This is a genomic window from Pseudoalteromonas sp. G5_S1_14_S5 (assembly GCF_054968605.1).
In genome coordinates, this window is the sequence record NZ_JBQKUM010000019.1 from 39,565 (window position 1) to 60,591 (window position 21,027).

Below are 21,027 nucleotides of genomic sequence, written 5' to 3' on the forward strand. Positions count from 1 at the left end.
TCTACCTACTCACCTTATTATCATTAAGCATTATACATTGATGAAATCTTAACACCACACAAAATACGTCAAAATATCTACAAAGCCAAAATATTGGCTCTCACACTAAATCTTTCATTCTTTAGCAGGATATCTATATGATATTTATCGCCATAATGATAAACACAGTGAAACTGCATGTTATCACTTTGGTCTTCAACCCTTGGCGAGTCTAACCCCAGAATGCTCTTCGGTGGATACAATTGATCCAGCCAATAATGACAGTCTACCTTCGAGCCAAGAATCGGCATTACCCAGCCTGTTCTGCTGTAGCTTTTGGGAGATTCAGAGTCACTTGGTTGTTTTGCGCCTTTTAACAAATAGTGTTGTTTGAATAGATTTGCTTGCTCAAGGATACGCTTACTCGCCACAATAAATGCCGTGTTGGTCGCTTCCTCTTCGACGGATTCCCATACAGAAAACAGCCCCATAATCAACAAAAGAATAACCACAGTCCAAATAACAAAACGTGAGCGTTGTAGGGTATTTAGCATTCCTTAACCTTTAATCGCATTCAGCATTCCCCACATCGGTAAGAAAATACCGAGAGCAAGAATCAACACCATGCCTGCCACTATGGTTAACAAGATCGGTTCAATTCTGGCGGTTAAAGTTTTCAGGTCATAGTCGACTTCTCGATCATAATAGTCCGCGACTTCAAGCAATAATTCATCGATACGCCCAGTCTCTTCCCCCACCGAGATCATTTGAATGACCAAAGGTGTGAAAATTTCACTGTTAATTGCCGTCGATGAAATCGTGCTTCCTGCTTCGATAGCCGATTTCATGGCTAGCACCCGCAGCTCTAAGAAGCGGTTATCCAAGGCTTCAGCCGATAGCGCTAAAGATTGATTGAGCGGCACACCTGCTTTCAGCATCAACGCAAAGGTACGCGAAAAACGTGACAGCAATGCTCGGTTCACGACCCCACCAATGACAGGTATCTTTAAACGAACTCTGTCCCACTTCTCCAGGCCTTTATCCGTCTTTACCCAAGCTTTAAACGCAAAGATAAAACCAAAGATCACACCGAGCATGATTTCCCAGTAATTCACAAAGAACTCAGACATACCGATTAAGACACGGGTCGCTAATGGCAAATCGACACCAAACCGTGCGAACATGCTAGAGAATTGTGGAATCACCTTGATGTTTAGTATGAACATCGCGATCAAGATAAAGCTGATCACGAAGGTTGGGTAACGCATCGCGGTCTTGATTCTCTTGCGGGTCTCGACTTCTTGTTCGTAGTAACCCGCCAATTGCAGCAAGGCCAGATCAAGACGACCGGTATTTTCACCAACCCCTATCATAGAGACAAACAGCGGGCTAAACACTTTAGGGTGCATCTGCATCGATGCCGCCAGTCCACGACCATTGGTTAACTCTGCAACCACCTCTTCAAGCGCAGCTTTCAACTGTTTATTCTCACAGTTTTGGGCCAGGCCTTTCATCGACCTTAATAGCGGAACCCCTGCTTTGGTTAAGCTGTATAACTGACGGCAGAACAGCACTAGGACCTCAAGTGGGACACTTGGTGAGAATAGAGCAGAGACATCCATATCCAAGACGGAACCACCACTTTTCCCAAGCTTAATCGAGGTTGGGATAATCCCCTTACTCATCAAACTTTCCGCGGCAAGATCTTCGTTATTCGCGTCTAATTGGCCACTGACTTGGCTGCCATCAGAGCTGCGTCCTACATAACGATACGTTGGCATAACACTCTACCCCTATAAATAAATTGGGTCGGTTGAGCCAGACGCGTCACCTTCGCCGAGGTTCATTATCTCGTCAAGGCTCACAACACCTCGCAAAGCCAACTCCATCGCTGAGGCCAGTAACGGTTTGTAATTTTCAGACTGTCTTGCGGTTTGAGCAAAACCTACCGCATCGTTAGCTCTCAAAGCATCCATCATGTTGTGCTCAAGCTCCAACATTTCGAATACACCGATACGCCCACGATAGCCGGTTAAGTTGCAGTTCTGACAACCACGCCCTTTCATGAAAGGCACGTCGATCTGATTAGGGAAACGAACACTCAACCATTGTTTGCGCGCTTCGTCCAACTCATCATCAACTTTACAGTCGGTACACACTTTACGAACTAATCGCTGTGCCACAACCGCACGAACCGCACTCGCGACTAAGTAACCCGGCGCGCCCATATCCATCATACGCAGTGCACTGTCTACCGCATCATTGGTGTGAAGAGTACTTAGCACTAAGTGACCGGTAAGGGCTGCTCTCAAACCAATCTCAACGGTTTCTTGGTCACGCATCTCACCAATAAGGATGATATCGGGATCCTGTCGAAGGAAAGTTCTGAGGATAGTAGAGAAGTCGAGGTTGATCTTAGGGTTTACCTGAACTTGGTTCACACGAGGAAGACGATATTCCACCGGATCTTCCGCAGTAATGATCTTTTTAGTCGGCTCGTTTAATTCGCTTAACGCGCCATAAAGAGTGGTTGTTTTACCTGAGCCCGTAGGGCCAGTAACGAGTATCATTCCATGAGGGCGACGCAATTGTTTACGAAGGCGAACCAGCAGATCACTCGGTATGCCCGACGCTTCCAATTTACGTAAGCCAGCAGATTGGTTGAGCAGACGCATAACCACAGATTCACCGTGCTGTACTGGCATGGTCGACATACGAATATCAACAGATTGACCTTTGGCTCTAATATTAAAGCGACCATCTTGAGGAAGACGTTTCTCTGAGATATCCAGGTTTGCCATCAGCTTTAAACGCAATATCAACGCTGGTGCGATATTGACTTCGTTTAATAGAGTTTCATGCAGCACGCCATCAATACGTTGGCGAATACGTAAAACATTGGCCTCCGGCTCTATATGGATATCGGAAGCATCAACTTGAATCGCATCTTCAAACAATGAGTTAATCAGCTTTACCACTGTCACTTCATCACTGTCGTCCTCTGCAATATCAAAATCAAAGGCTTCACTAACTTGATGCTCAGCATGAAGCTGCTCAGCAAATGAAGCGATCTCTTTCGTCCTACGATAGTAGCGATCAAACCCATCGACCAGTTGCCTTTCAGGCGCGATAACAAACTCAAGTATGTAATCGCCTAATTGACCAAGCAGCGATTCTTGGGCAAACAGATCCGCAGGGTCACTCATCGCCACACGTAGAGTCTCACCTTGACGACCAATGACTAAAGCTCGAAGGCGGCGAGCATGTACTTCAGGTAAGAGCTGTACCGCTTCAATATCAACGTTCGCTCGGCTTAAATCAATAAGAGGAATAGCAAGCTGTTGGGATAGAAAGCTCAACATCTGCTGTTCAGATAAGAAACCAAGTTCGATCAAGGTATCACCGAGCTTACGACCACTACTCTTTTGAGAGGCAAGTGCTTGATCAACATGGGCCTCGGTGATGATGCCTTCTTCAACAAGCAAATCACCAAGCCTTTTTCTTAATCTAATCTGCATGGCTGCTCTCCTCTAAAGCACTGATTATTTTCAATCGGTCACGCACAAAGCTTTGTGATTGAGATGAGATACCGACTCGAGTTAACGCACCTTGGTATGATTGTTTGGCTGCAGCAAAATCTAACTGTCGCTCCTGCTGTATCGCTAAACCTAGCCACCAGCGGGCGTTCTCAGAATCGATCTCGACTAGCTTTTGGTAACTCTCCAGAGCAATCTCTTCTTGCTGAGACTTTTGGCTCAACGCAGCACGCATTGCTAAGTATTCTTGGGTTGGGTGCGGAGGCATGTGTATCAGAGGGCTCAACGCTGCCTCTGCTTGGTCCGCTTTAACCAATAGTTTTGATAAGCCCAAACGTAGCTTTTCACTATTGGCGTTAAGCTTAATACCCGACTGAAAAAGCTCGTAAGCTTTACGAGTATCACCCTTGCCGAAATAGAGAATAGCGAGCTTTTGACGAACATCTTCATTTCTTGGCGTATAACGAAGTGCTTCGCTGTACCCCTTCAATGCACCTGTAAGATCATTGGCATCCAGCGCTTTCTGAGCTCGCCCTTGAGCATTTACAGAAAGTTGCTCTGGGGTCAGTTCGACTTGTTCAATCAGTATTCGACTGTTTTCTATGTCTTTAGGCTCATCAGAAAGAGGATCAGAGCTGCTTTGCGCAACACTCGCAATCAAAGTCGGCTCAGGCACTTCTGTCGTATTTACTTTTGTTGTTGCTATAGGTTTAGCTTGTACCTGCGGTTTTGTTATTCGTGGCGTTTTAACCACTGAATCGACAACTTGCGCCTGATTTCGAGAGCTTGTCTCTGAGTTGACTTGAGTGAGATAGGAAGAATCGACTACCACTAACTTTTTGGTCGGCGATGACGGAGCTTGAGTAACAATGGCAGACACGTCTGGCGAGCTGTCTACAACAGAAACCTGAACTTGCCTCTCTCGAGTAGAGATTGAGTTATCGACCGTTGGCCCCTGTGAAATCGCCCAACCACCCATGGCCAAACTTAAGGTAAACCCACCCGCAACCCATACTAATGGCGAGCGCGTTTTGACTTTAGGCACAACAGCCGCTTCTATCGATGTTGTTGATTCTTTCTTGGCCAATTCAGACAAGGCGTTATTAATAGCGCTCATAGTTAATTCCAACCCCACAGTATTGGCATTTTAAATTTCGGCTTACATACATCGTATGTTTCGTGCATAGCAGCAAATAGGTGTTGATTTTCAACCGTTTTTTTATCTTCGCTAAATGAAAGCAATAAGGCTTTATGACACAACTGATTAATCAACCTTGGAACCCCTAGAGAAGAGCGCCAAATTGCTTTTTTATGATTCAAACTAAATAGATTTTGATTGCCACCCGATTTAGCTATTCGGTTATCGATATAAGCCACCACTTCGTCAAGGTTAAGCGGTCTTAGTGTTGAGCCAAACGTGATTCTTTGACGAAACTGCCTAAGATGATAGGCTTCTAAGCGGGTATCCAATTCAGGCTGTCCGAGTAACACTATCTGTAATAATTTCTTATCTTCTGTCTCTAAATTACCGAACAACCTTAGTATTTCGAGCGCCTCATCCGATAGAGCTTGAGCTTCATCAAGTATCGCGACTACTTTTAACCCGGTGTTATGCAGTTCAATCAACTTATGTTGAATGTTGTCCACCAGCGAGGCTTCGTTCTCAACCGTTAAACCAAGCTCTTTTGCAACAGCATGACGTAAGTCAGTTCCGGACAGCACAGGGTTTGGCAAGTAAATTAATGCCGTACTCTCTTTTAGATGATTGACCAACATCCGACAAACCATTGTCTTACCAGTGCCAACTTCTCCAGTCACCTTGATGACGCCCTCTCCCATCTCTAACGCCGAGATGACCGTTTGAATCGCCTCAAAATGCGGGGCTAATCCATAAAAAAAATCGGTATTGGGCGTTAACGTAAAGGGCAGTTGTTCAAAACCAAAATGCGCTTGATACATAGGTTCATCCAGTTTGGTAAAGCGCTACCAGCTCAGGGAATGCACATTTACTCTTCATCAGGAAACCATTGTTTAAGCAGATCACGAGAACGCTCCAGCTCAGTTTGCCAAGTATTCACCCCCACAACGGTCGGTTTAAGCAAAATGACAAGCTCGGTCTTTTGCGTCAATTGATTGGTGTTGCGGAATAAGTGGCCCAAAGCTGGAATATCACCTAAGAATGGTACTTTAGACGTCGAATCAACATTGTTGGATTTCATCAAACCACCAATAACCACCACATCACCATCTTGTGCACGAATCACTGAATCAGACTCACGAATAGAACTTTTCGCTAATGGTAGTTGTACAACCCCCATTGTTGAACCAAAGTTGATATCTGTTAATTGCTTTTCCACCTCAATCACCGCAGGGTGAACATGCAGGAATACATTGCCATTATCGTCAATCTGAGGCGTGACATCTAAAGAGATACCCGAAAAGAATGGCGTGAGCTCCACTTCAGGAGCCACGTTTGCGTTGTCACCACTGCCCACCGCACTGGATAAATCGGTGACGTAATACTCATCTGTGCCGACTTTGATCACCGCTTTTTGGTTATTTGCAGCCGTCACTCTTGGGCTAGAAAGCACATTGAGGTCGCCTTGAGTATCCATAAAACTCAATACCGCCTCGAAGCTACTGCTCGATACAACGAGATTAGATTGACCACCCAGGGCATCGCCAATAGGATCCATCCCAGGTAATTTGCCCGGAATAATGGCGCCTGTCGCATCCTTTATAATGGACCCCATGCCAATCGTGTAATTGGTTCCATTTGCCGAGAACATTGTCGTCCAGTTGATCCCCTGTTGGTAACCATCGCTCAAGGTTACTTCCATGATTTTGGCTTCAAGAATCACTTGGCGCTGCAAGCGTTGCTGAGAAACACCTAGGAACTCACGAACCTCGCGAATTTCATCAGGGAAAGCACGAACCGTAATCACACTCGCTTGAGGCGTCACAACAACACTTTGGCCATCACCAGAACCGATGAGGTGCGCAACCGCCGCCTCCAGTTGTGGCCAAAAGTCACTTTCAGAAGTGGTTTCAATCTCAGTGCCACCGCTCGAAGTTGAGTTGTTTGACGCGTTCGATGAATTTGAGTCCGAGTTTGAAGAGCTCGATGAACCGTTGTTTGAGTTAGAGATCGTCCCCGTCGTTATCGTCGTCAACGAGCGACCCGCGCGCTTAACTTGTAAGTAATCGACTGGAATCGTGACTGTGCGAAGGCCTGCAGGGTAGACTTGAATCACTTTACCGCGCTTTTCAATATCATAGCCATACATATCCTGAGCCACAGCCAGCACTTCATCTAGCGTCACATCCGTTAAGTTCAACGTAAGCTTTCCAGACACGCTTGGGTGAATCGCTGCGCTGTATTCTGTGCCTTTCACTAAGCTAGCAAAGAAGGTTCTCGCGTCGACACCTTTTGCTTGAATACGAAAACGCTTTACGGTTTCCATTCCAGGAGACATAGCATCGGTATTAAGCTGAGGCATAAGGTCATCTTGTACAGACAAAGGCAGTTCATGAAGCGCCTTGCTGTTCGCTTCATTAATAGATTCGTTTAAAGACGCTTTTATCTCAATAGGATCACGATGCCCCATCGAACAACCGACCAAAGATGATACTAGGATTGCTACTACAAGTTTACGCATGTCTTCACTCAAACCTTAATTATTCTTAATATCTAAAGAGAACATCTCTAATTTCCACTGCTTAGCGCTTCTCTGCAGAGTGACGTATTCTGAATCTATTTTCTTAACTCTATACCCTTCTATCGTCTCTCCCGGAGCAACAATTTCACCATTGAGAATGGCGTGGCAAGACGTATCCGCTTTACACACGATGCTTTCTAAAGACGGTAAACGATAATGAGTTTGCGCTTGCTTGGCCGGTGCTGTTTTTTGTTGAGGCGTCATCCACCCCAGAGGTGTCGTTGGATCTTGCTCTGCCGACACCAGTGAGCTGGAAAGCAGTAATGACAACAATAGCGTTCTAACCACCGATAAACTCCTGTCTGGTACCTAGTGTATAAACCTCGAATACAAGTCGAGCTGTCGGGTATTCTTCTACTGTGTATTCAAATGTACGCCAGTAGTAATTCACAGGAAGAGACTCAAGCGCTTGAAGGTACGCTGCAATGTCAAAGTAGCTACCGGTCAATTCCATTCTCACCGGGTGAAGGAAATAATCTGAATATTCACTGGTCTCTTTGTTGTTCGAAATCGCTTCTGGCTCAAGTGACTCTAGCGACACCAACTTCAAACCCTTACCTGCATTCAGTACACTTTCTAGCAATTGCGACATTTGGGATGGTGATATGAGCCCATCGACCATTTCAGAAAGCTCAAGAGACAGGGCATCCCTCTCTCGCAACAACTTTTTGCGTTCGAGATCGAGCTCTTTATCAGGATCTTTGTTCAATTTGGCTTGCAGGACCAGTAACTCACCTTGCTGCCTCTGATTTGACTGAATCAGGCTCGTCATCTTGGCATTTTTAGCTTGCAACTCGAGGTATGCAGGCTCCACCAGCAAGGTAAAAAGCAACATGGAGAGACCAACGAAACCACACACGAAAAGCAACCACTTTTCTCTTGGACTTAACGCAAGAAACTTATCGCTAAGTTGATTCCACTGCGGCATTACTTGCTCTCCCTACGAGTACTTAACTCAAAGGTCACCACATCTTGTTCATTACGACCTATTTTCAGTTTTTCAAAAGAACGACCAACAAGATTAAGCTCGTTTTTAAATTGGCCAATCCAGTTAGGGACGACATTAGCATTACGAGCTAAGCCACTCATATCTAACGTGTCATGGGTCATATAGATGTGCGAAAGAGAGATATCATTTCGGCCTAATTGAGCTAAGGAATTCATGACGCCAGAATACCCGACTTTCTGAGATTCGTCGTATTGCCCAATCGCCTTTAACGCCTCTTTTTTTGTTTCAATCTCACGTTTGAGACGCTCAACTGCTGCCACGTTACCAGAGGAGGGTTTATGTTGAGTTAATTTACTATTGAGTTGGTTAATCTGAATGCTAAATTGGTTAGAATCTTGTTGTAACACTGTTAACTCAGTGTCTAAATTGGAAGCTTGATAGTTGATGACAAAGTAACTGCCAAGCAACAATACACCAACCAATCCCCAACTCGCGGCGACATTCGCTAAAGTAAAATACTCTTTTTTAGGCTTTAAATGCTCAGGGTAAAGATTGACCTTGAACGTCTCTTTTTTAGTCGCAAGTTGAACCAATAAACTTTCAGAGTTTTCACGCTCACCTTCAACGAGCAAAGAGACCGTCGAACTGAGTGTATTATTTAACGCACTTTGTAATTCCGCTTCATCCTCTTCATCACAACAGAGCTTTAATTGATGAAGCTGCGTGCCTTTAATTTGAGAGGACAAATAATCAATAGAGCGTTGAAGCTCCAAGGCAAGACCATCTAATTGAAGAGCACTGGACGCCACTCCAGTTAAAGGGGGCAAAACACTACGTATGGTTCTCTGGAAACAAACGGTATGTTCAACAAACGCCCCCAACTTAAAGTGCGAATTAGTACTTCGTTGTAAAAGGATAAAATTCGACAGCTCACCCGTACTATAACCCCAGATTTCATCTTCTGGCGTCACACCTTTTAGCTCAATTTGCGCCGAACTCGTAATATTAACTAGCTTGTCTAATAGCTTTCTCGGCAATACATACACTTGTAGTTTATTAGAAGTAGGTAGAGCGACCGCACTCGCAGTAATCTCCGTAACTCTCTCAGCAACAAGGTCTTTGAGTAGAAATGGTAGGGCAACCGACCATTCGCTTTCTGGAATATCCGGCTTATCAAGCTGATAGGTTTGGTAGTAGTTGGTGCTAACAATAAGTTGAAGAGTATTGCTGGTAAACGCCTCACTATTTAACGACTTATTCAGCGCACTTTCCCAGTCTCCATTAACGAGAGGAATGCTGGTTACTTGAGATTCTTGCCCTGTCGATGAAATATAGACTGCATCGTGACCCAGCATAACAACTTGAGTGTTGTCATTGCTTTTACTTGGCTTTAATTTGTCTACAACCGCTTTAAAATTCATATTTAGCCACTACTCTTACGCCATCGATTCCTTCGACCAATTTTTACTACCGATTCAGTTTTCACCGACTTTGAGTCTTTATTAGGCAAAGGGATAATTTGTTGTTCTTTATCGAAATATCTTCCCTGATAGCCGTTTATACCTATTTCTATCAAAGTGTTCTTTTCTTGTTTTGTCTCAACTCCCACCGCAATTACTTGAGTTGGGGCATCACCACACGCCCCGACTAAACTACGGACAAACAGCTGATTCTCATGCCGTTGATCGATTCTCTTAATCAAACTTCGATGAAGCTTTATATAGTCAACCTTCAAGTCCTTGATGTAATGAGTACTGACAATAGTTCGCCCAGCTTGACCAACAATGATTTTGCACCCTAGTCCGCGCAGCATCTTCGCCACTGGCCTCATATAATCAAGATGGGCAATGAGATCCCCCTCAGAGAACTCAAAAGCGAGTTGTGAACGATGCTGTGCAGAGAGCTGCAGCAATTCACTCCTAAACCATTTAAAATGTTGCTTACTCGCAAATGGCGTGACATTGAGGTTCACTGAATAATAAATAGGTTGAGTTGATTCTTTTAATGACTTCAACAACACCTTCAAAACCGATTGATCCATTTGAGCTTGATAACCCACTTGCTCTACTGCAGGCATGAATCGAGAGGATTTCAATAAGCCTCTCTCTGGGTCCTGAATTCTAGTAAATATTTCTTTATGTAATTCATTAACTTGACCTTGCTCTGACATAAGATAACACCGCTGGGCAAAGATTACTAAATTATCAGGAAGCAACGCTGTATCAAGCAGCGTCCTCCAGCGAACGCTACCTCTATCAAGATCATTTTTGTTTTTTTTCGGGAAGCGGCTCCAGTTATTAATACGCTCCAATTGCGCACTTTTTAATGCCGTTTCTGTTTCACTCATGATTTGGCTGTGACGTTCACCTTCGGTGTACATGGTCACACCGATATGGCACCAATTATCTGACTCTAAAGGCTCTGGTGGTGTTAGCTTATCAAGTTGTCTTAAACACTGGGCTGCCAGCGTTGCAATATCTTTAGCACCTTGATGCGGAATAAATACAGCAAAGTCGGCTTCGTAATAGCGAGAAAAAATTACATCTGGGTATCTCTGAACGATATTCGATAGAACTTCACCAACCTCAATAATAAAGTTATCTGTAACTTGCTTATCATTATCATCACGTACCTGTTCCCACTCATCGATACGTATCAATAACACACCACCACGGGCGCCACTTTCATGCAATGTCGATTCGAGCTTGTTATCAAACAATACTCTGTTAGCAGTGCCTGTGAGTTTATCTAAAAAGGCATGGGTACGAATAAAGGTATCAAAGCGACTACGCTCTTGCCGAGCGTCTTTTAACTCATCAATAAGAACATCGAGAGCTTCACTCGCGGTAAAAGGCCACTCTCGCTCATCACCTCTTGCATGAGCTTCAACCTGACCAGCAAGGATCATCCTTCCACGCTCTTCCAGCATTTCAGAGCCCATTAACTGCTCTTTTAGCCATCGAACGCCACGAGCTAAACAGAAAATGATCAAGGCGACCGCTAAGGTGATCGACCACATCGCCTCTAATGAGTAGCTGTATCCAATGTAAGGAGGCAGGGCCTTAAATTCAATTTGGTAACCGGTATTTCGCTCTAATACATAACTTTTTAGATACAAGCGGCTGGGATCAATCTGTGGGGATGTGTCTTTGAAACGATAGACAATGCCGGTCTTATTCGTCAGCTTCATCTCAACAATGTTGCTTGCTTGCAACATCTTAGGCATCCAACGTTGCATTGAATATGCGGCATCAGGATCTTCCATTTCCTTATCTACGACGTCGACAATACCCTCCAAATAATGGTCTAAATACTCTTGCCCGATACGCTTAAATGAGAGGGTGCCACCGATAAAAAGAATGAACATCGCACTGATCACTATCACGGTGACAAATGCGACCAATCGGGTGCTCAATTTTAGTGTGGGGGTATATCTCATGAATAACGAAATCCTTTTCAACTCACATTATACCGTATTGCTACTTATACTATAAATTGAGGTTGTTAATAAAGCGTTAAGAATTCTAGGTAACAAAAAGCCGCGATGATCGCGGCTTTTTCCAAATTAATACTGTCTTTATATTATATTAAAAACAGGGCTTAAAATGGGATATCATCATCAAAATCCATCGGTGGCTCATTATATTGAGGTTGAGCCTGCTGAGGAGCTTGTTGTTGAGGCGCTTTTTGCGGTTGAGCTGGAGCGCTATATTGTTGCTGTTGTGGTTGCTGAGGTTGACCCCAACCACCTTGCTGTTGTTGGCCACCCATGCCGCCTTGAGCTGGTGCGCCACCTTGAGCACGACCGCCTAGCATTTGCATTACGCCGTTAAAGCCTTGAACCACAACTTCCGTTGTGTAGCGATCTTGACCGCTTTGATCTTGCCATTTACGAGTTTGAAGTTGACCTTCAATGTAAACTTGAGAACCTTTACGTAGGTACTCACCAGCAACTTCAGCTAGCTTGCCAAACAGAGCAACACGGTGCCATTCTGTTTTTTCACGCTGTTCGCCCGTTGCTTTATCACGCCATGACTCTGACGTTGCAATGGTAATGTTCGCTACTGCGCCGCCATTTGGCATGTAACGAATTTCTGGGTCATTACCTAGGTTACCCACTAATATAACTTTGTTAACTCCACGGCTAGCCATGATTTGCTCCGTCTAAATTCGTAGTCTCAGAAAATTTTTAGCGTTCTAGAATAACATGCTTTTCTGCTGTGATAAATCGCATTCCTATTCTCACTTCACGACAAAGAATAAAAACGTAACAAATCATGATATTCAGATCGATGTTGCTTTTTTCTCCACTGATAAACCACTCATTTACTTTAAGGGTTGATATTCAACGCAAGTCACAACAATGATGCTAGAGATGCCAAAGCCTGCATGACAACGTGAAATCTCATTCAATTTAGACATGGAGTTTCAATGAGAAAATCTCGACACGCTCGCACTTTACACTTTATATGCATCGACCCAAGTGATACTTACTTACATGTAAAAGAGATAGAAAAACACCTGTCTATTGTCTTGCACAAGATGACGCCAGACGACTTAATGTTAGTAGACAGAAAGCAGAGTAATCGCATTCTTCTTGTCGACTATAAGCAAGTGCCAAAGCTATTAGTAACCTGCCCTAACTTGACCGTGATGTGGAAAAATAATGAGATCATTTTGTTTAATGTCCCCCAGCAACTGCCAACATCAGAGCTGTTGACTTATGGTGTGTTAAAAGGGCTGTTTTATAAAACCGATAAAAAAGACAAAATTGCTCATGGTTTACAAGAGATAATCAATGGCGAAAACTGGCTGCCAAGAAAGGTCACCAATCAACTGCTGTTTTACTATCGTAATATGGTCAATACCAACACAACGCCGACTAATGTTGATCTCACCATTCGCGAGATTCAGGTTATTCGTTGCCTCCAATCCGGCTCATCGAACACGCAAATAGCTGACGACCTATTTATCAGTGAGTTCACGGTGAAGTCCCACCTCTATCAAATATTCCGCAAACTGGCGGTAAAAAATAGAGTCCAAGCGATCGCATGGGCAAACCAAAACCTGCTTGCATAATTGATCGGCTTCTTAAAGTGACGATAATTTTGAGGGAAGCTCTAGGGCGTGTTGACCTTTCGTGGTTGAATTTTGTTCGAGATAAAAGCGTTTTAATCGCGGCGAGGGGGAAGTAGCCTAGTCATTCTAAGCAAATCTCCCTCAACAAAGAGTAAAACGCTTTTAGCCGAACCCTCCGGGCAGCGTTTGCTGGTCATTTCTACTACGTTAGCGGCTTCTCATGTAGGCTAGCTACACGTCAAAGCCTCTGCCTTGTATAAATACCCAGCAACTCGCTGCAAAAATCAGCTCGAAAGATCAACACGCCCTAGTTAGCCATGCGGATTGTTGCTGAATTTTCGACAAAATTTGTGCTAGAGTTGCACTCAGAAATATCAACCGCTCAGGTTGAATCAATAATTATTATAGATAAAGGGTCTTACGATGATCAAAAAGTGCCTTTTCCCGGCAGCAGGCTACGGTACACGCTTCTTACCAGCAACCAAATCAATGCCGAAAGAAATGATGCCAGTAGTTAACAAACCACTGATTGAGTACGGCGTTGAGGAAGCCATCGAAGCTGGTATGGACGGAATGTGTATCGTAACGGGTCGTGGCAAGCACTCGATCATGGATCACTTCGACAAGAACTACGAGCTTGAACACCAGATCAGTGGCACCAATAAAGAAGACCTTCTGGTTAATATTCGTGAAACAATTGAAGCTGCAAACTTTACCTATATTCGTCAACGTGAAATGAAAGGTTTAGGTCACGCTATCTTGACTGGTCGCGAACTTGTAGGTGACGAACCATTCGCAGTGGTACTTGCCGATGACCTATGTGTAAATGAGCAACAAGGCGTGCTGGCACAAATGGTTGCCCTATACAAACAGTTCCGCTGTTCTATCGTTGCGGTTCAAGAAGTACCTGAAGAAGAGACGCATAAGTACGGTGTTATCTCTGGTGAAATGATCAAAGACGATTTGTTCCGTGTTGATGACATGGTGGAAAAGCCAGAACAAGGCAAAGCACCAAGCAACCTAGCGATCATTGGCCGTTACATCTTGACTCCTGATATCTTCGAACTGATCGAGCAAACGGAACCAGGTAAAGGTGGCGAGATCCAAATCACCGATGCACTGCTCAAACAAGCAAAAGCAGGTTGTGTATTGGCGTACAAATTTAAAGGTCAGCGTTTTGACTGTGGCAGCGTAGAAGGCTATATCGAAGCAACAAACTACTGTTTTGAAAACTTATACAAGAAAGACCAGCAGCAAGTTGAGTTAGGCAAACACGCAACACAGAAAGAAGCATAACTACTGACTGGTAAGTAACATTTCATACGATGTAAAGGGCGGCTCTAGGAGTCGCCCTTTTTAATTACTGTTTTTTTATCCAGTAAAACTTTGCACAAATCTCACTCTATGTAATACTTTAGCCACTAAAAATTACATGGTCTGTTGAGATGGATAAAATAGAAATTAGAGGCGCTCGTACGCATAACCTCAAAGACGTAAACCTTACCATCCCTCGTGATAAGTTGATTGTTATCACAGGTCTTTCTGGTTCAGGTAAGTCATCACTTGCGTTTGATACACTCTACGCAGAAGGACAACGCCGTTATGTTGAGTCCCTGTCTGCCTATGCTCGTCAATTTCTATCCCTTATGGAAAAGCCTGATGTCGACCACATCGAAGGCTTATCTCCCGCCATCTCAATAGAACAAAAATCGACGTCTCATAACCCTCGCTCAACAGTCGGTACTATTACAGAAGTGTATGACTATCTGAGACTTCTTTATGCTCGAGTCGGCGAACCCCGCTGTCCAGAACACAATACACCGCTTGCCGCGCAAACTATCAGCCAAATGGTAGACAAAGTACTTGAGCTACCTGTTGGTTCAAAGATGATGCTGTTAGCACCAATCGTTAAAGAACGTAAAGGTGAGCACGTAAAAACACTAGAAAACTTAGCGGCTCAGGGCTTTATTCGCGCGCGTATTGATGGTGAGACATGCGACCTATCCGATCCACCAGCATTAGAACTGCATAAGAAGCACACTATTGAAGTCGTCGTTGATCGATTTAAAGTACGCCCCGATCTACAACAGCGCTTAGCCGAATCGTTCGAGACCACATTAGAGCTCTCTGGTGGTATTGCCGTTGTCGGTTGGATGGACGAAACAGATCAAGAAGAGATCGTGTTCTCTGCTAACTTCGCTTGTCCCAAGTGTGGTTACAGCATGCAAGAGCTTGAACCTCGCCTATTCTCATTCAACAACCCAGCTGGTGCATGTGGTACGTGTGATGGCCTTGGAGTTCAGCAGTATTTTGATCCGAGTCGAGTGATCTTAGATGAGAACCTTAGTATTGCAGATGGAGCTATTAAGGGCTGGGATCAAAAGAACTACTACTATTTCCAGATGCTAACATCGCTCTCGGAACACTATGGTTTCGATCTGTTTGCACCCTTTAATTCTCTACCCAAGAAGACTCAAGAGATCATTCTCAAAGGTTCAGGTCGTACTGAAGTTGAATTCAAGTACATCAATGATCGTGGTGATATTCGAGTCAAACGTCACCCATTTGAAGGTATTTTGAACACGTTGGAGCGCCGTTACCGTGATACGGAATCAAATGCAGTCCGTGAAGATCTTGCTAAGTACATCTCAACGAAATCATGCTCGAGCTGTGACGGTACTCGTTTAAGGTTAGAGGCTCGTAATGTCTTCGTTGGCGATACTACATTGCCTGAAATCGTTGAACTGAGCATTGCTGATGCATTGCAATTTTTCCAAGAGTTGAAGTTAGACGGTCAACGTGGACAAATCGCCGATAAAGTAATGAAAGAGATCAATGATCGCCTGCACTTCTTGGTTAATGTCGGCTTGAACTACCTCAACCTATCACGCAGTGCTGAAACCCTATCTGGTGGTGAAGCGCAACGAATTCGTCTCGCAAGTCAGATCGGTGCAGGCTTAGTGGGAGTTATGTATGTATTGGATGAACCATCGATTGGCCTCCACCAACGTGACAATGAACGACTGCTACAAACCTTGGTTCACCTAAGAGACTTAGGCAATACAGTGCTTGTCGTTGAGCATGATGAAGACGCGATTCGCTGTGCAGACCATGTGATCGATATCGGCCCTGGTGCTGGTGTGCACGGCGGCCACGTCGTCGCAGAAGGCACCATGCAAGATATCATCGACAATCCAAATTCGTTGACAGGTCAGTACCTGAGTGGCGTAAAAGAGATTGAAGTACCAAAACAACGAACGCCGATCGACAAGAAGAAAGTCGTCGAGATCATTGGGGCTACCGGTAATAACCTGAAAAATGTCACCGCGACTATCCCGGTTGGCCTATTCAGTTGTATTACTGGTGTATCAGGATCAGGCAAGTCGACACTGATTAATGACACCTTCTTTAAGATTGCTCACACCCAACTCAACGGTGCAACGACAGCAGTACCTGCACCTCACAAGAAGATCAAAGGATTAGAGCATTTCGATAAGGTCATCGATATTGACCAAAGCCCTATCGGTCGAACGCCAAGATCAAACCCTGCAACCTACACAGGAATATTCACTCCTATTCGTGAGTTGTTCGCTGGAACACAAGAGTCACGTTCGCGCGGTTACAAACCGGGACGCTTCAGCTTTAACGTGCGTGGCGGACGCTGTGAAGCTTGTCAGGGCGATGGTGTTATCAAGGTAGAAATGCACTTCCTACCGGACGTTTATGTGCCGTGTGATGTGTGTAAGGGCAAGCGCTACAACCGTGAAACACTAGAAGTTCGCTACAAGGGTAAAACCATTGATGAAGTACTGGAAATGACCGTAGAAGACGCACGTGAGTTCTTTAATCCGGTTCCAGTAATCGCACGTAAACTACAAACTCTCATGGATGTTGGTCTTTCTTACATCCGCCTAGGGCAAGCCGCCACGACCCTATCTGGTGGTGAAGCTCAACGTGTTAAATTGGCGCGTGAGTTGTCGAAGCGAGATACAGGAAAGACTTTATACATTCTCGATGAACCAACAACCGGCCTTCACTTCCACGATATCCAACAGTTATTGACCGTATTACATCGACTGCGTGATCACGGCAATACCGTTGTGGTAATTGAACACAACTTGGATGTCGTTAAAACCGCAGACTGGATACTCGATCTCGGCCCTGAAGGTGGTCAAGGTGGTGGTGAAATTGTTGCAGAGGGTACACCAGAAGATGTGGCACTAGTCGAAGGTTCACATACCGCACGCTTCCTTAAGCCTATGTTAAATTTGAACTAGGTGTAAAATAGCGTCCTGCGGGCAGGCAGAAAAATGTTAAAGTAACGGAGCTTGTTTCAAAAGGAACAAGCTCCGTTTGTATAAGGTTAGGGATTTATGGCAACAATACACACTAGCGGAACCCAGCTAGAGCATCAGGTCACTCAGCTACCTCTCAACAAAGCATTCATTGCTTCACTAGCTGTTGTGTTCTTACTCGCCATGCACTTTTTCATGCCTAACCCAGGAGGTTCGGGGCTTGCTCTATCCTTTAATCCGACGACTTGGCTGGCTCTAAGCTTCACTTTAGCCATTGGTTTTTATCAACTAGCGACCAATCGAGCACTCAAGTACTCCAAGTTAACTGTAGGTTTGCTGATAAGCTGCGTGATACTCACATTACCGATTCTATACAGCAATGCTTCACCGCAAGGGGCTTCAGCTCGATTACTTGGCTTATGGGCTGGCTTTGCCTTATTCGTGGTTCTTCAACAATTCAAATTCAGCAACAAATACAAACAGCGAATGCTGTGGTTCATCGTACTCGCTGTCGTCATACAAGCGCTTTTTGGTTATGCACAATATTTTTTGCTAGAGCCTGGTAACCTATTTGGCTACAACACTGATGCTAATCGCCCTTATGGGATCTTCCAACAGCCTAATGTGATGGCTAGCTTTTTAGCGACGGGGTTTGTCCTTTCTGCTTACCTACTGGCGAGGCAGCCAGCCAAGTACAACCATAAGATTAGCGAATCATTTTTACTCTACCTAACACCAACGTTAACGGTACCACTGCTGATCATCATCGCATCACGCACAGGTTGGTTAGCAGCACTCATTGGGTTAGCGTGTATTCTGCCTTACCTCTACAAGTTCTCGACCAAGAAACGATTCTACGGATGGTGTGTATCCGTTGCTGTCGGTATCGTAGTTGCATTTTCAGTAATCAGTCTTAGCACTACAGATAGTATAGCGAGTAAAAAAGCGAACCTAGAGAGCCCTCGTGCTTACACCTTACCGCAAACATTAGACATGTTGGTGGAGAAGCCATTTACTGGTTACGGCTACGGAAAATTTGAATCAGAGTACACCCTGTATACCGCTCGTCAGCATCAACTCAATTCAAACTATCATCCGGGGCTTCCAGCAATGGATCATCCTCACAATGAGTTTCTATTCTGGGGAGTTGAGGGCGGTATTGTACCTATCATAGGAATATTGATTGCCGCAGTACTAGTATTGTCGCGTATCTCGAGCTCAGCGAAAGGAACACGCTTAGCTTTATTGGCGCTATTCATACCGATACTTTTACACTCTCAGCTAGAGTACCCGTTCTATCACTCAACGATACACTGGATAACCTTTATCATATTGATTTATTGGGTCGACCAGCGCTCTTCACGTCACTATCAACAGCCGTTTAGCATCATCAGTAAGACATTATTTAGAGTGATCAGCTTAGTGTTACCCATTCTGGTGAGTGTTTACATGTTGAGTGCACTGCATACCAACTATGTACTGACCAAATTTGAGCTATCTAAACCTAAAAACCCAGATATTCTCAAACAAGTCACCAACCCTGTGGTTTGGAAAGATCGCTACGATTGGGATATATACAGCACCTACCTCAACATTGGCCTCTATAAGGGCGACCATAGCCTTATTCAGCCTTACGTTGATTGGTCACTAGAGATCATAAAGAGTAAACCAAGACCAGCGTTCTACAGTAACCTGATCCTTGCTTACCAAGGTTTAGGAAAAGAGAGTAAAGCGGAACAAATTCGGAGTGAAGCAAAGTTTTTATTTCCAAACAGAGACTTTTCACAGGTTCAGTACAAGAAAGTATCTCAAGCAGAAAACAACGTCTCATCGGCAGAGTAATTAGGCACTAGCGAGGTATGACTTTCGCATCTCACCTTTAGAGTAAATACAAAAAAGCGCACGATCCTCGTGCGCTTTTCTTTAAAACTAATCTGATTTGACTATTCAAGTGCGTCTTGCAGCGCCTTAAGACACAGTGCGACATTCTCTTTACGAGCACCGTAGCCCATCAAGCCAATACGCCATGCCTTCCCAGCCAAAGAACCAAGGCCAGCACCAATCTCAAGGTTATACTCTTCTAAAAGCTGCGATCTGACTTTCGCTTCATCGATTCCTTCGGGGAAGTAAAGAGCATTAAGTTGTGGTAAACGGCTCTCCTCCTCAACAACAAATTTCAGTCCTAATGCTTCCACGCCCTCTTTCAACTCTTGATGCATAGCGTGATGGCGAGACCAAGCATTATCTAAGCCTTCATTTTTCAATAGCACGAGAGACTCATGCAGCGCGTAAAGACTATTGACTGGTGCAGTATGGTGATAACTACGCTTACCTTCTCCGCTCCAGTAACCTAATACTAGGCTCTGATCCAAGAACCAACTTTGTACCGGTGACTGACGCGCTTTCATTTTATCAACGGCACGCTGAGAGAAAGTCACTGGTGATAAACCAGGAACACAAGACAAGCACTTCTGACTGCCAGAATAAACCGCATCGAGCTGCCATTCGTCCACTAACAGTGGTACACCACCCAGTGAGGTCACAGCATCAACAATCGTCAATGCATCGAACTGTCGGGCAACCGCAGAGATAGCTTGAGCATCCGATAGCGCACCAGTAGAGGTCTCAGCATGCACAAACGCAACCGCGACAGCATCTGGGTTTTCTGATAATGCTTGCTGTACCTTTTCGACAGATACAGGCTTACCCCATTCGTCATCAACAAGAATTGCTTCGCCACCGCAGCGCACCACGTTTTCTCGCATACGTTCACCAAACACGCCATTGCGACAGACGATGACCTTTTCACCGGGCTCAATCAAGTTAACAAAACAAGTTTCCATACCAGCACTGCCTGGTGCTGATACAGCAATCGTAAACTCATTCTCTGTCTGAAAGGCATACTTAAGAAGCTGTTTAACCTCATCCATCATTGCAATAAAAAGTGGATCGAGGTGACCAATAGTTGGTCGACTCAATGCTTGAAGCACTTGAGGTGAGATATCAGAAGGCCCTGGCCCCATTAACGTTCGATGTGGTGGATAAAAGCTATCGATAGTAGAAGTATTTTTTAAGTTAGACATGTAAATCCCTTACGTTAATGGTGTTGATATGCCACCCTAAAGCAAATCGAACATGTCGGCAATTAGCCTTAGGTCTTGAGGTCAAACCACTGTCACATAATTGTTAAAATTATTTTTAAAGTATTTTTAAATTATCTCAAGTTACCAATTGACATTGTGAGCGCAAACACGTTCAATGAAATGGCTATCTAGCAGAAGAGGAGCACTGCCCAGGCAGGTGTTTTGTGGAACCGCATTTCCAATACAAAGCATTTATGGGGAGCAGTGCCGAGATAATAAAAGGATGCAGGACCTTTATTATCGGTTGAGCGGGCTGAATCCCGGCAACTGTCACCATTTCTATATGGTGAAGAGCTTCTGAGGTTACTATTCACATAATTCCTCTCT

16 protein-coding genes and 1 riboswitch are annotated in these 21,027 nt (G+C 44.5%); of the genes, 4 read left to right on the top strand and 12 right to left on the bottom strand.

Features of this window, described 5'->3' with window-relative positions:
• Positions 1 to 77: 77 nt before the first annotated feature.
• The 11 genes from ACTRWI_RS07980 to ACTRWI_RS08030 form a co-directional block, all read right to left on the bottom strand.
• Positions 78 to 533 carry a hypothetical protein gene (locus ACTRWI_RS07980; RefSeq protein ID WP_499130364.1) on the bottom strand — a complete coding sequence of 152 codons (456 nt, stop codon included), beginning with the start codon at positions 531 to 533 and terminating at the stop codon, positions 78 to 80.
• A 3-nt stretch (positions 534 to 536) separates the two neighbouring features.
• The gene (locus ACTRWI_RS07985) at positions 537 to 1,760 is read right to left on the bottom strand and encodes a type II secretion system F family protein (protein WP_499130366.1); all 1,224 of its coding nucleotides are present in this window, start codon (positions 1,758 to 1,760) and stop codon (positions 537 to 539) included.
• Between the two features lie 12 nt (positions 1,761 to 1,772).
• Positions 1,773 to 3,497 (bottom strand): MSHA fimbrial ATPase MshE, encoded by a 1,725-nt coding sequence (gene mshE / locus ACTRWI_RS07990; protein ID WP_499130368.1) that lies wholly within the window; start codon positions 3,495 to 3,497, stop codon positions 1,773 to 1,775.
• Positions 3,487 to 4,632 (bottom strand): tetratricopeptide repeat protein, encoded by a 1,146-nt coding sequence (locus tag ACTRWI_RS07995; RefSeq protein ID WP_499130369.1) that lies wholly within the window; start codon positions 4,630 to 4,632, stop codon positions 3,487 to 3,489. Before ACTRWI_RS07995 ends, mshE begins: the two co-directional genes overlap by 11 nt.
• A gap of 2 nt (positions 4,633 to 4,634) precedes the next feature.
• The gene (locus tag ACTRWI_RS08000) at positions 4,635 to 5,474 is read right to left on the bottom strand and encodes an ExeA family protein (RefSeq protein ID WP_499130371.1); all 840 of its coding nucleotides are present in this window, start codon (positions 5,472 to 5,474) and stop codon (positions 4,635 to 4,637) included.
• 47 nt (positions 5,475 to 5,521) lie between these two features.
• Positions 5,522 to 7,174 (bottom strand): pilus (MSHA type) biogenesis protein MshL, encoded by a 1,653-nt coding sequence (gene mshL / locus ACTRWI_RS08005; RefSeq protein ID WP_499130373.1) that lies wholly within the window; start codon positions 7,172 to 7,174, stop codon positions 5,522 to 5,524.
• Positions 7,175 to 7,189: 15 nt separating this feature from the next.
• Positions 7,190 to 7,522, bottom strand: coding sequence for a hypothetical protein (locus ACTRWI_RS08010; protein WP_499130375.1), 333 nt, complete (start codon positions 7,520 to 7,522; stop codon positions 7,190 to 7,192).
• The gene (locus ACTRWI_RS08015; protein WP_499130376.1) at positions 7,515 to 8,162 is read right to left on the bottom strand and encodes a hypothetical protein; all 648 of its coding nucleotides are present in this window, start codon (positions 8,160 to 8,162) and stop codon (positions 7,515 to 7,517) included. Before ACTRWI_RS08015 ends, ACTRWI_RS08010 begins: the two co-directional genes overlap by 8 nt.
• Positions 8,162 to 9,604, bottom strand: a complete 1,443-nt coding sequence (locus ACTRWI_RS08020) for a type IV pilus biogenesis protein PilM (RefSeq protein WP_499130378.1) — start codon at positions 9,602 to 9,604, stop codon at positions 8,162 to 8,164. The genes ACTRWI_RS08015 and ACTRWI_RS08020 overlap by 1 nt, the downstream gene beginning before the upstream one ends.
• 2 nt (positions 9,605 to 9,606) lie before the next feature.
• Positions 9,607 to 11,622, bottom strand: coding sequence for an RNase E specificity factor CsrD (gene csrD / locus ACTRWI_RS08025; RefSeq protein ID WP_499130379.1), 2,016 nt, complete (start codon positions 11,620 to 11,622; stop codon positions 9,607 to 9,609).
• 161 nt (positions 11,623 to 11,783) lie between these two features.
• Positions 11,784 to 12,335 (bottom strand): single-stranded DNA-binding protein, encoded by a 552-nt coding sequence (locus tag ACTRWI_RS08030; RefSeq protein ID WP_128162173.1) that lies wholly within the window; start codon positions 12,333 to 12,335, stop codon positions 11,784 to 11,786.
• 279 nt (positions 12,336 to 12,614) lie between these two features.
• On the opposite strand from ACTRWI_RS08030, the gene ACTRWI_RS08035 reads away from it, so the two are divergent.
• The 4 genes from ACTRWI_RS08035 to ACTRWI_RS08050 all read left to right on the top strand — a co-directional run bounded on the left by ACTRWI_RS08035 (position 12,615) and on the right by ACTRWI_RS08050 (position 19,399).
• Positions 12,615 to 13,262, top strand: a complete 648-nt coding sequence (locus tag ACTRWI_RS08035; RefSeq protein WP_499130381.1) for a LuxR C-terminal-related transcriptional regulator — start codon at positions 12,615 to 12,617, stop codon at positions 13,260 to 13,262.
• Between the two features lie 423 nt (positions 13,263 to 13,685).
• Positions 13,686 to 14,558, top strand: a complete 873-nt coding sequence (gene galU / locus ACTRWI_RS08040; protein WP_499130382.1) for a UTP--glucose-1-phosphate uridylyltransferase GalU — start codon at positions 13,686 to 13,688, stop codon at positions 14,556 to 14,558.
• A gap of 149 nt (positions 14,559 to 14,707) precedes the next feature.
• Positions 14,708 to 17,539, top strand: coding sequence for an excinuclease ABC subunit UvrA (uvrA, locus tag ACTRWI_RS08045; protein WP_499130384.1), 2,832 nt, complete (start codon positions 14,708 to 14,710; stop codon positions 17,537 to 17,539).
• A gap of 96 nt (positions 17,540 to 17,635) precedes the next feature.
• Entirely contained in the window at positions 17,636 to 19,399 is a 1,764-nt protein-coding gene (locus ACTRWI_RS08050; protein WP_499130386.1) for a PglL family O-oligosaccharyltransferase, read from the top strand.
• A 101-nt stretch (positions 19,400 to 19,500) separates the two neighbouring features.
• On the opposite strand, the gene ACTRWI_RS08055 is transcribed toward ACTRWI_RS08050, so the two are convergent.
• Entirely contained in the window at positions 19,501 to 20,640 is a 1,140-nt protein-coding gene (locus ACTRWI_RS08055) for a pyridoxal-phosphate-dependent aminotransferase family protein (RefSeq protein WP_499130387.1), read from the bottom strand.
• 187 nt (positions 20,641 to 20,827) lie between these two features.
• Positions 20,828 to 21,005, top strand: a riboswitch (Lysine riboswitch).
• Positions 21,006 to 21,027 lie beyond the last annotated feature (22 nt).

Bases quoted from the DNA above. Each gene is read 5' to 3' on its own strand.
- galU (WP_499130382.1), top strand. From the start codon at position 13,686: ATGATCAAAAAGTGCCTTTTCCCGGCAGCAGGCTACGGTACACGCTTC.
- ACTRWI_RS08030 (WP_128162173.1), bottom strand. From the start codon at position 12,335: ATGGCTAGCCGTGGAGTTAACAAAGTTATATTAGTGGGTAACCTAGGT.
- mshE (WP_499130368.1), bottom strand. From the start codon at position 3,497: ATGCAGATTAGATTAAGAAAAAGGCTTGGTGATTTGCTTGTTGAAGAA.
- ACTRWI_RS08050 (WP_499130386.1), top strand. From the start codon at position 17,636: ATGGCAACAATACACACTAGCGGAACCCAGCTAGAGCATCAGGTCACT.
- uvrA (WP_499130384.1), top strand. From the start codon at position 14,708: ATGGATAAAATAGAAATTAGAGGCGCTCGTACGCATAACCTCAAAGAC.
- ACTRWI_RS08035 (WP_499130381.1), top strand. From the start codon at position 12,615: ATGAGAAAATCTCGACACGCTCGCACTTTACACTTTATATGCATCGAC.
- ACTRWI_RS08020 (WP_499130378.1), bottom strand. From the start codon at position 9,604: ATGAATTTTAAAGCGGTTGTAGACAAATTAAAGCCAAGTAAAAGCAAT.
- ACTRWI_RS07980 (WP_499130364.1), bottom strand. From the start codon at position 533: ATGCTAAATACCCTACAACGCTCACGTTTTGTTATTTGGACTGTGGTT.
- ACTRWI_RS08015 (WP_499130376.1), bottom strand. From the start codon at position 8,162: ATGCCGCAGTGGAATCAACTTAGCGATAAGTTTCTTGCGTTAAGTCCA.
- ACTRWI_RS07985 (WP_499130366.1), bottom strand. From the start codon at position 1,760: ATGCCAACGTATCGTTATGTAGGACGCAGCTCTGATGGCAGCCAAGTC.
- ACTRWI_RS07995 (WP_499130369.1), bottom strand. From the start codon at position 4,632: ATGAGCGCTATTAATAACGCCTTGTCTGAATTGGCCAAGAAAGAATCA.
- ACTRWI_RS08055 (WP_499130387.1), bottom strand. From the start codon at position 20,640: ATGTCTAACTTAAAAAATACTTCTACTATCGATAGCTTTTATCCACCA.
- ACTRWI_RS08000 (WP_499130371.1), bottom strand. From the start codon at position 5,474: ATGTATCAAGCGCATTTTGGTTTTGAACAACTGCCCTTTACGTTAACG.
- mshL (WP_499130373.1), bottom strand. From the start codon at position 7,174: ATGCGTAAACTTGTAGTAGCAATCCTAGTATCATCTTTGGTCGGTTGT.
- csrD (WP_499130379.1), bottom strand. From the start codon at position 11,622: ATGAGATATACCCCCACACTAAAATTGAGCACCCGATTGGTCGCATTT.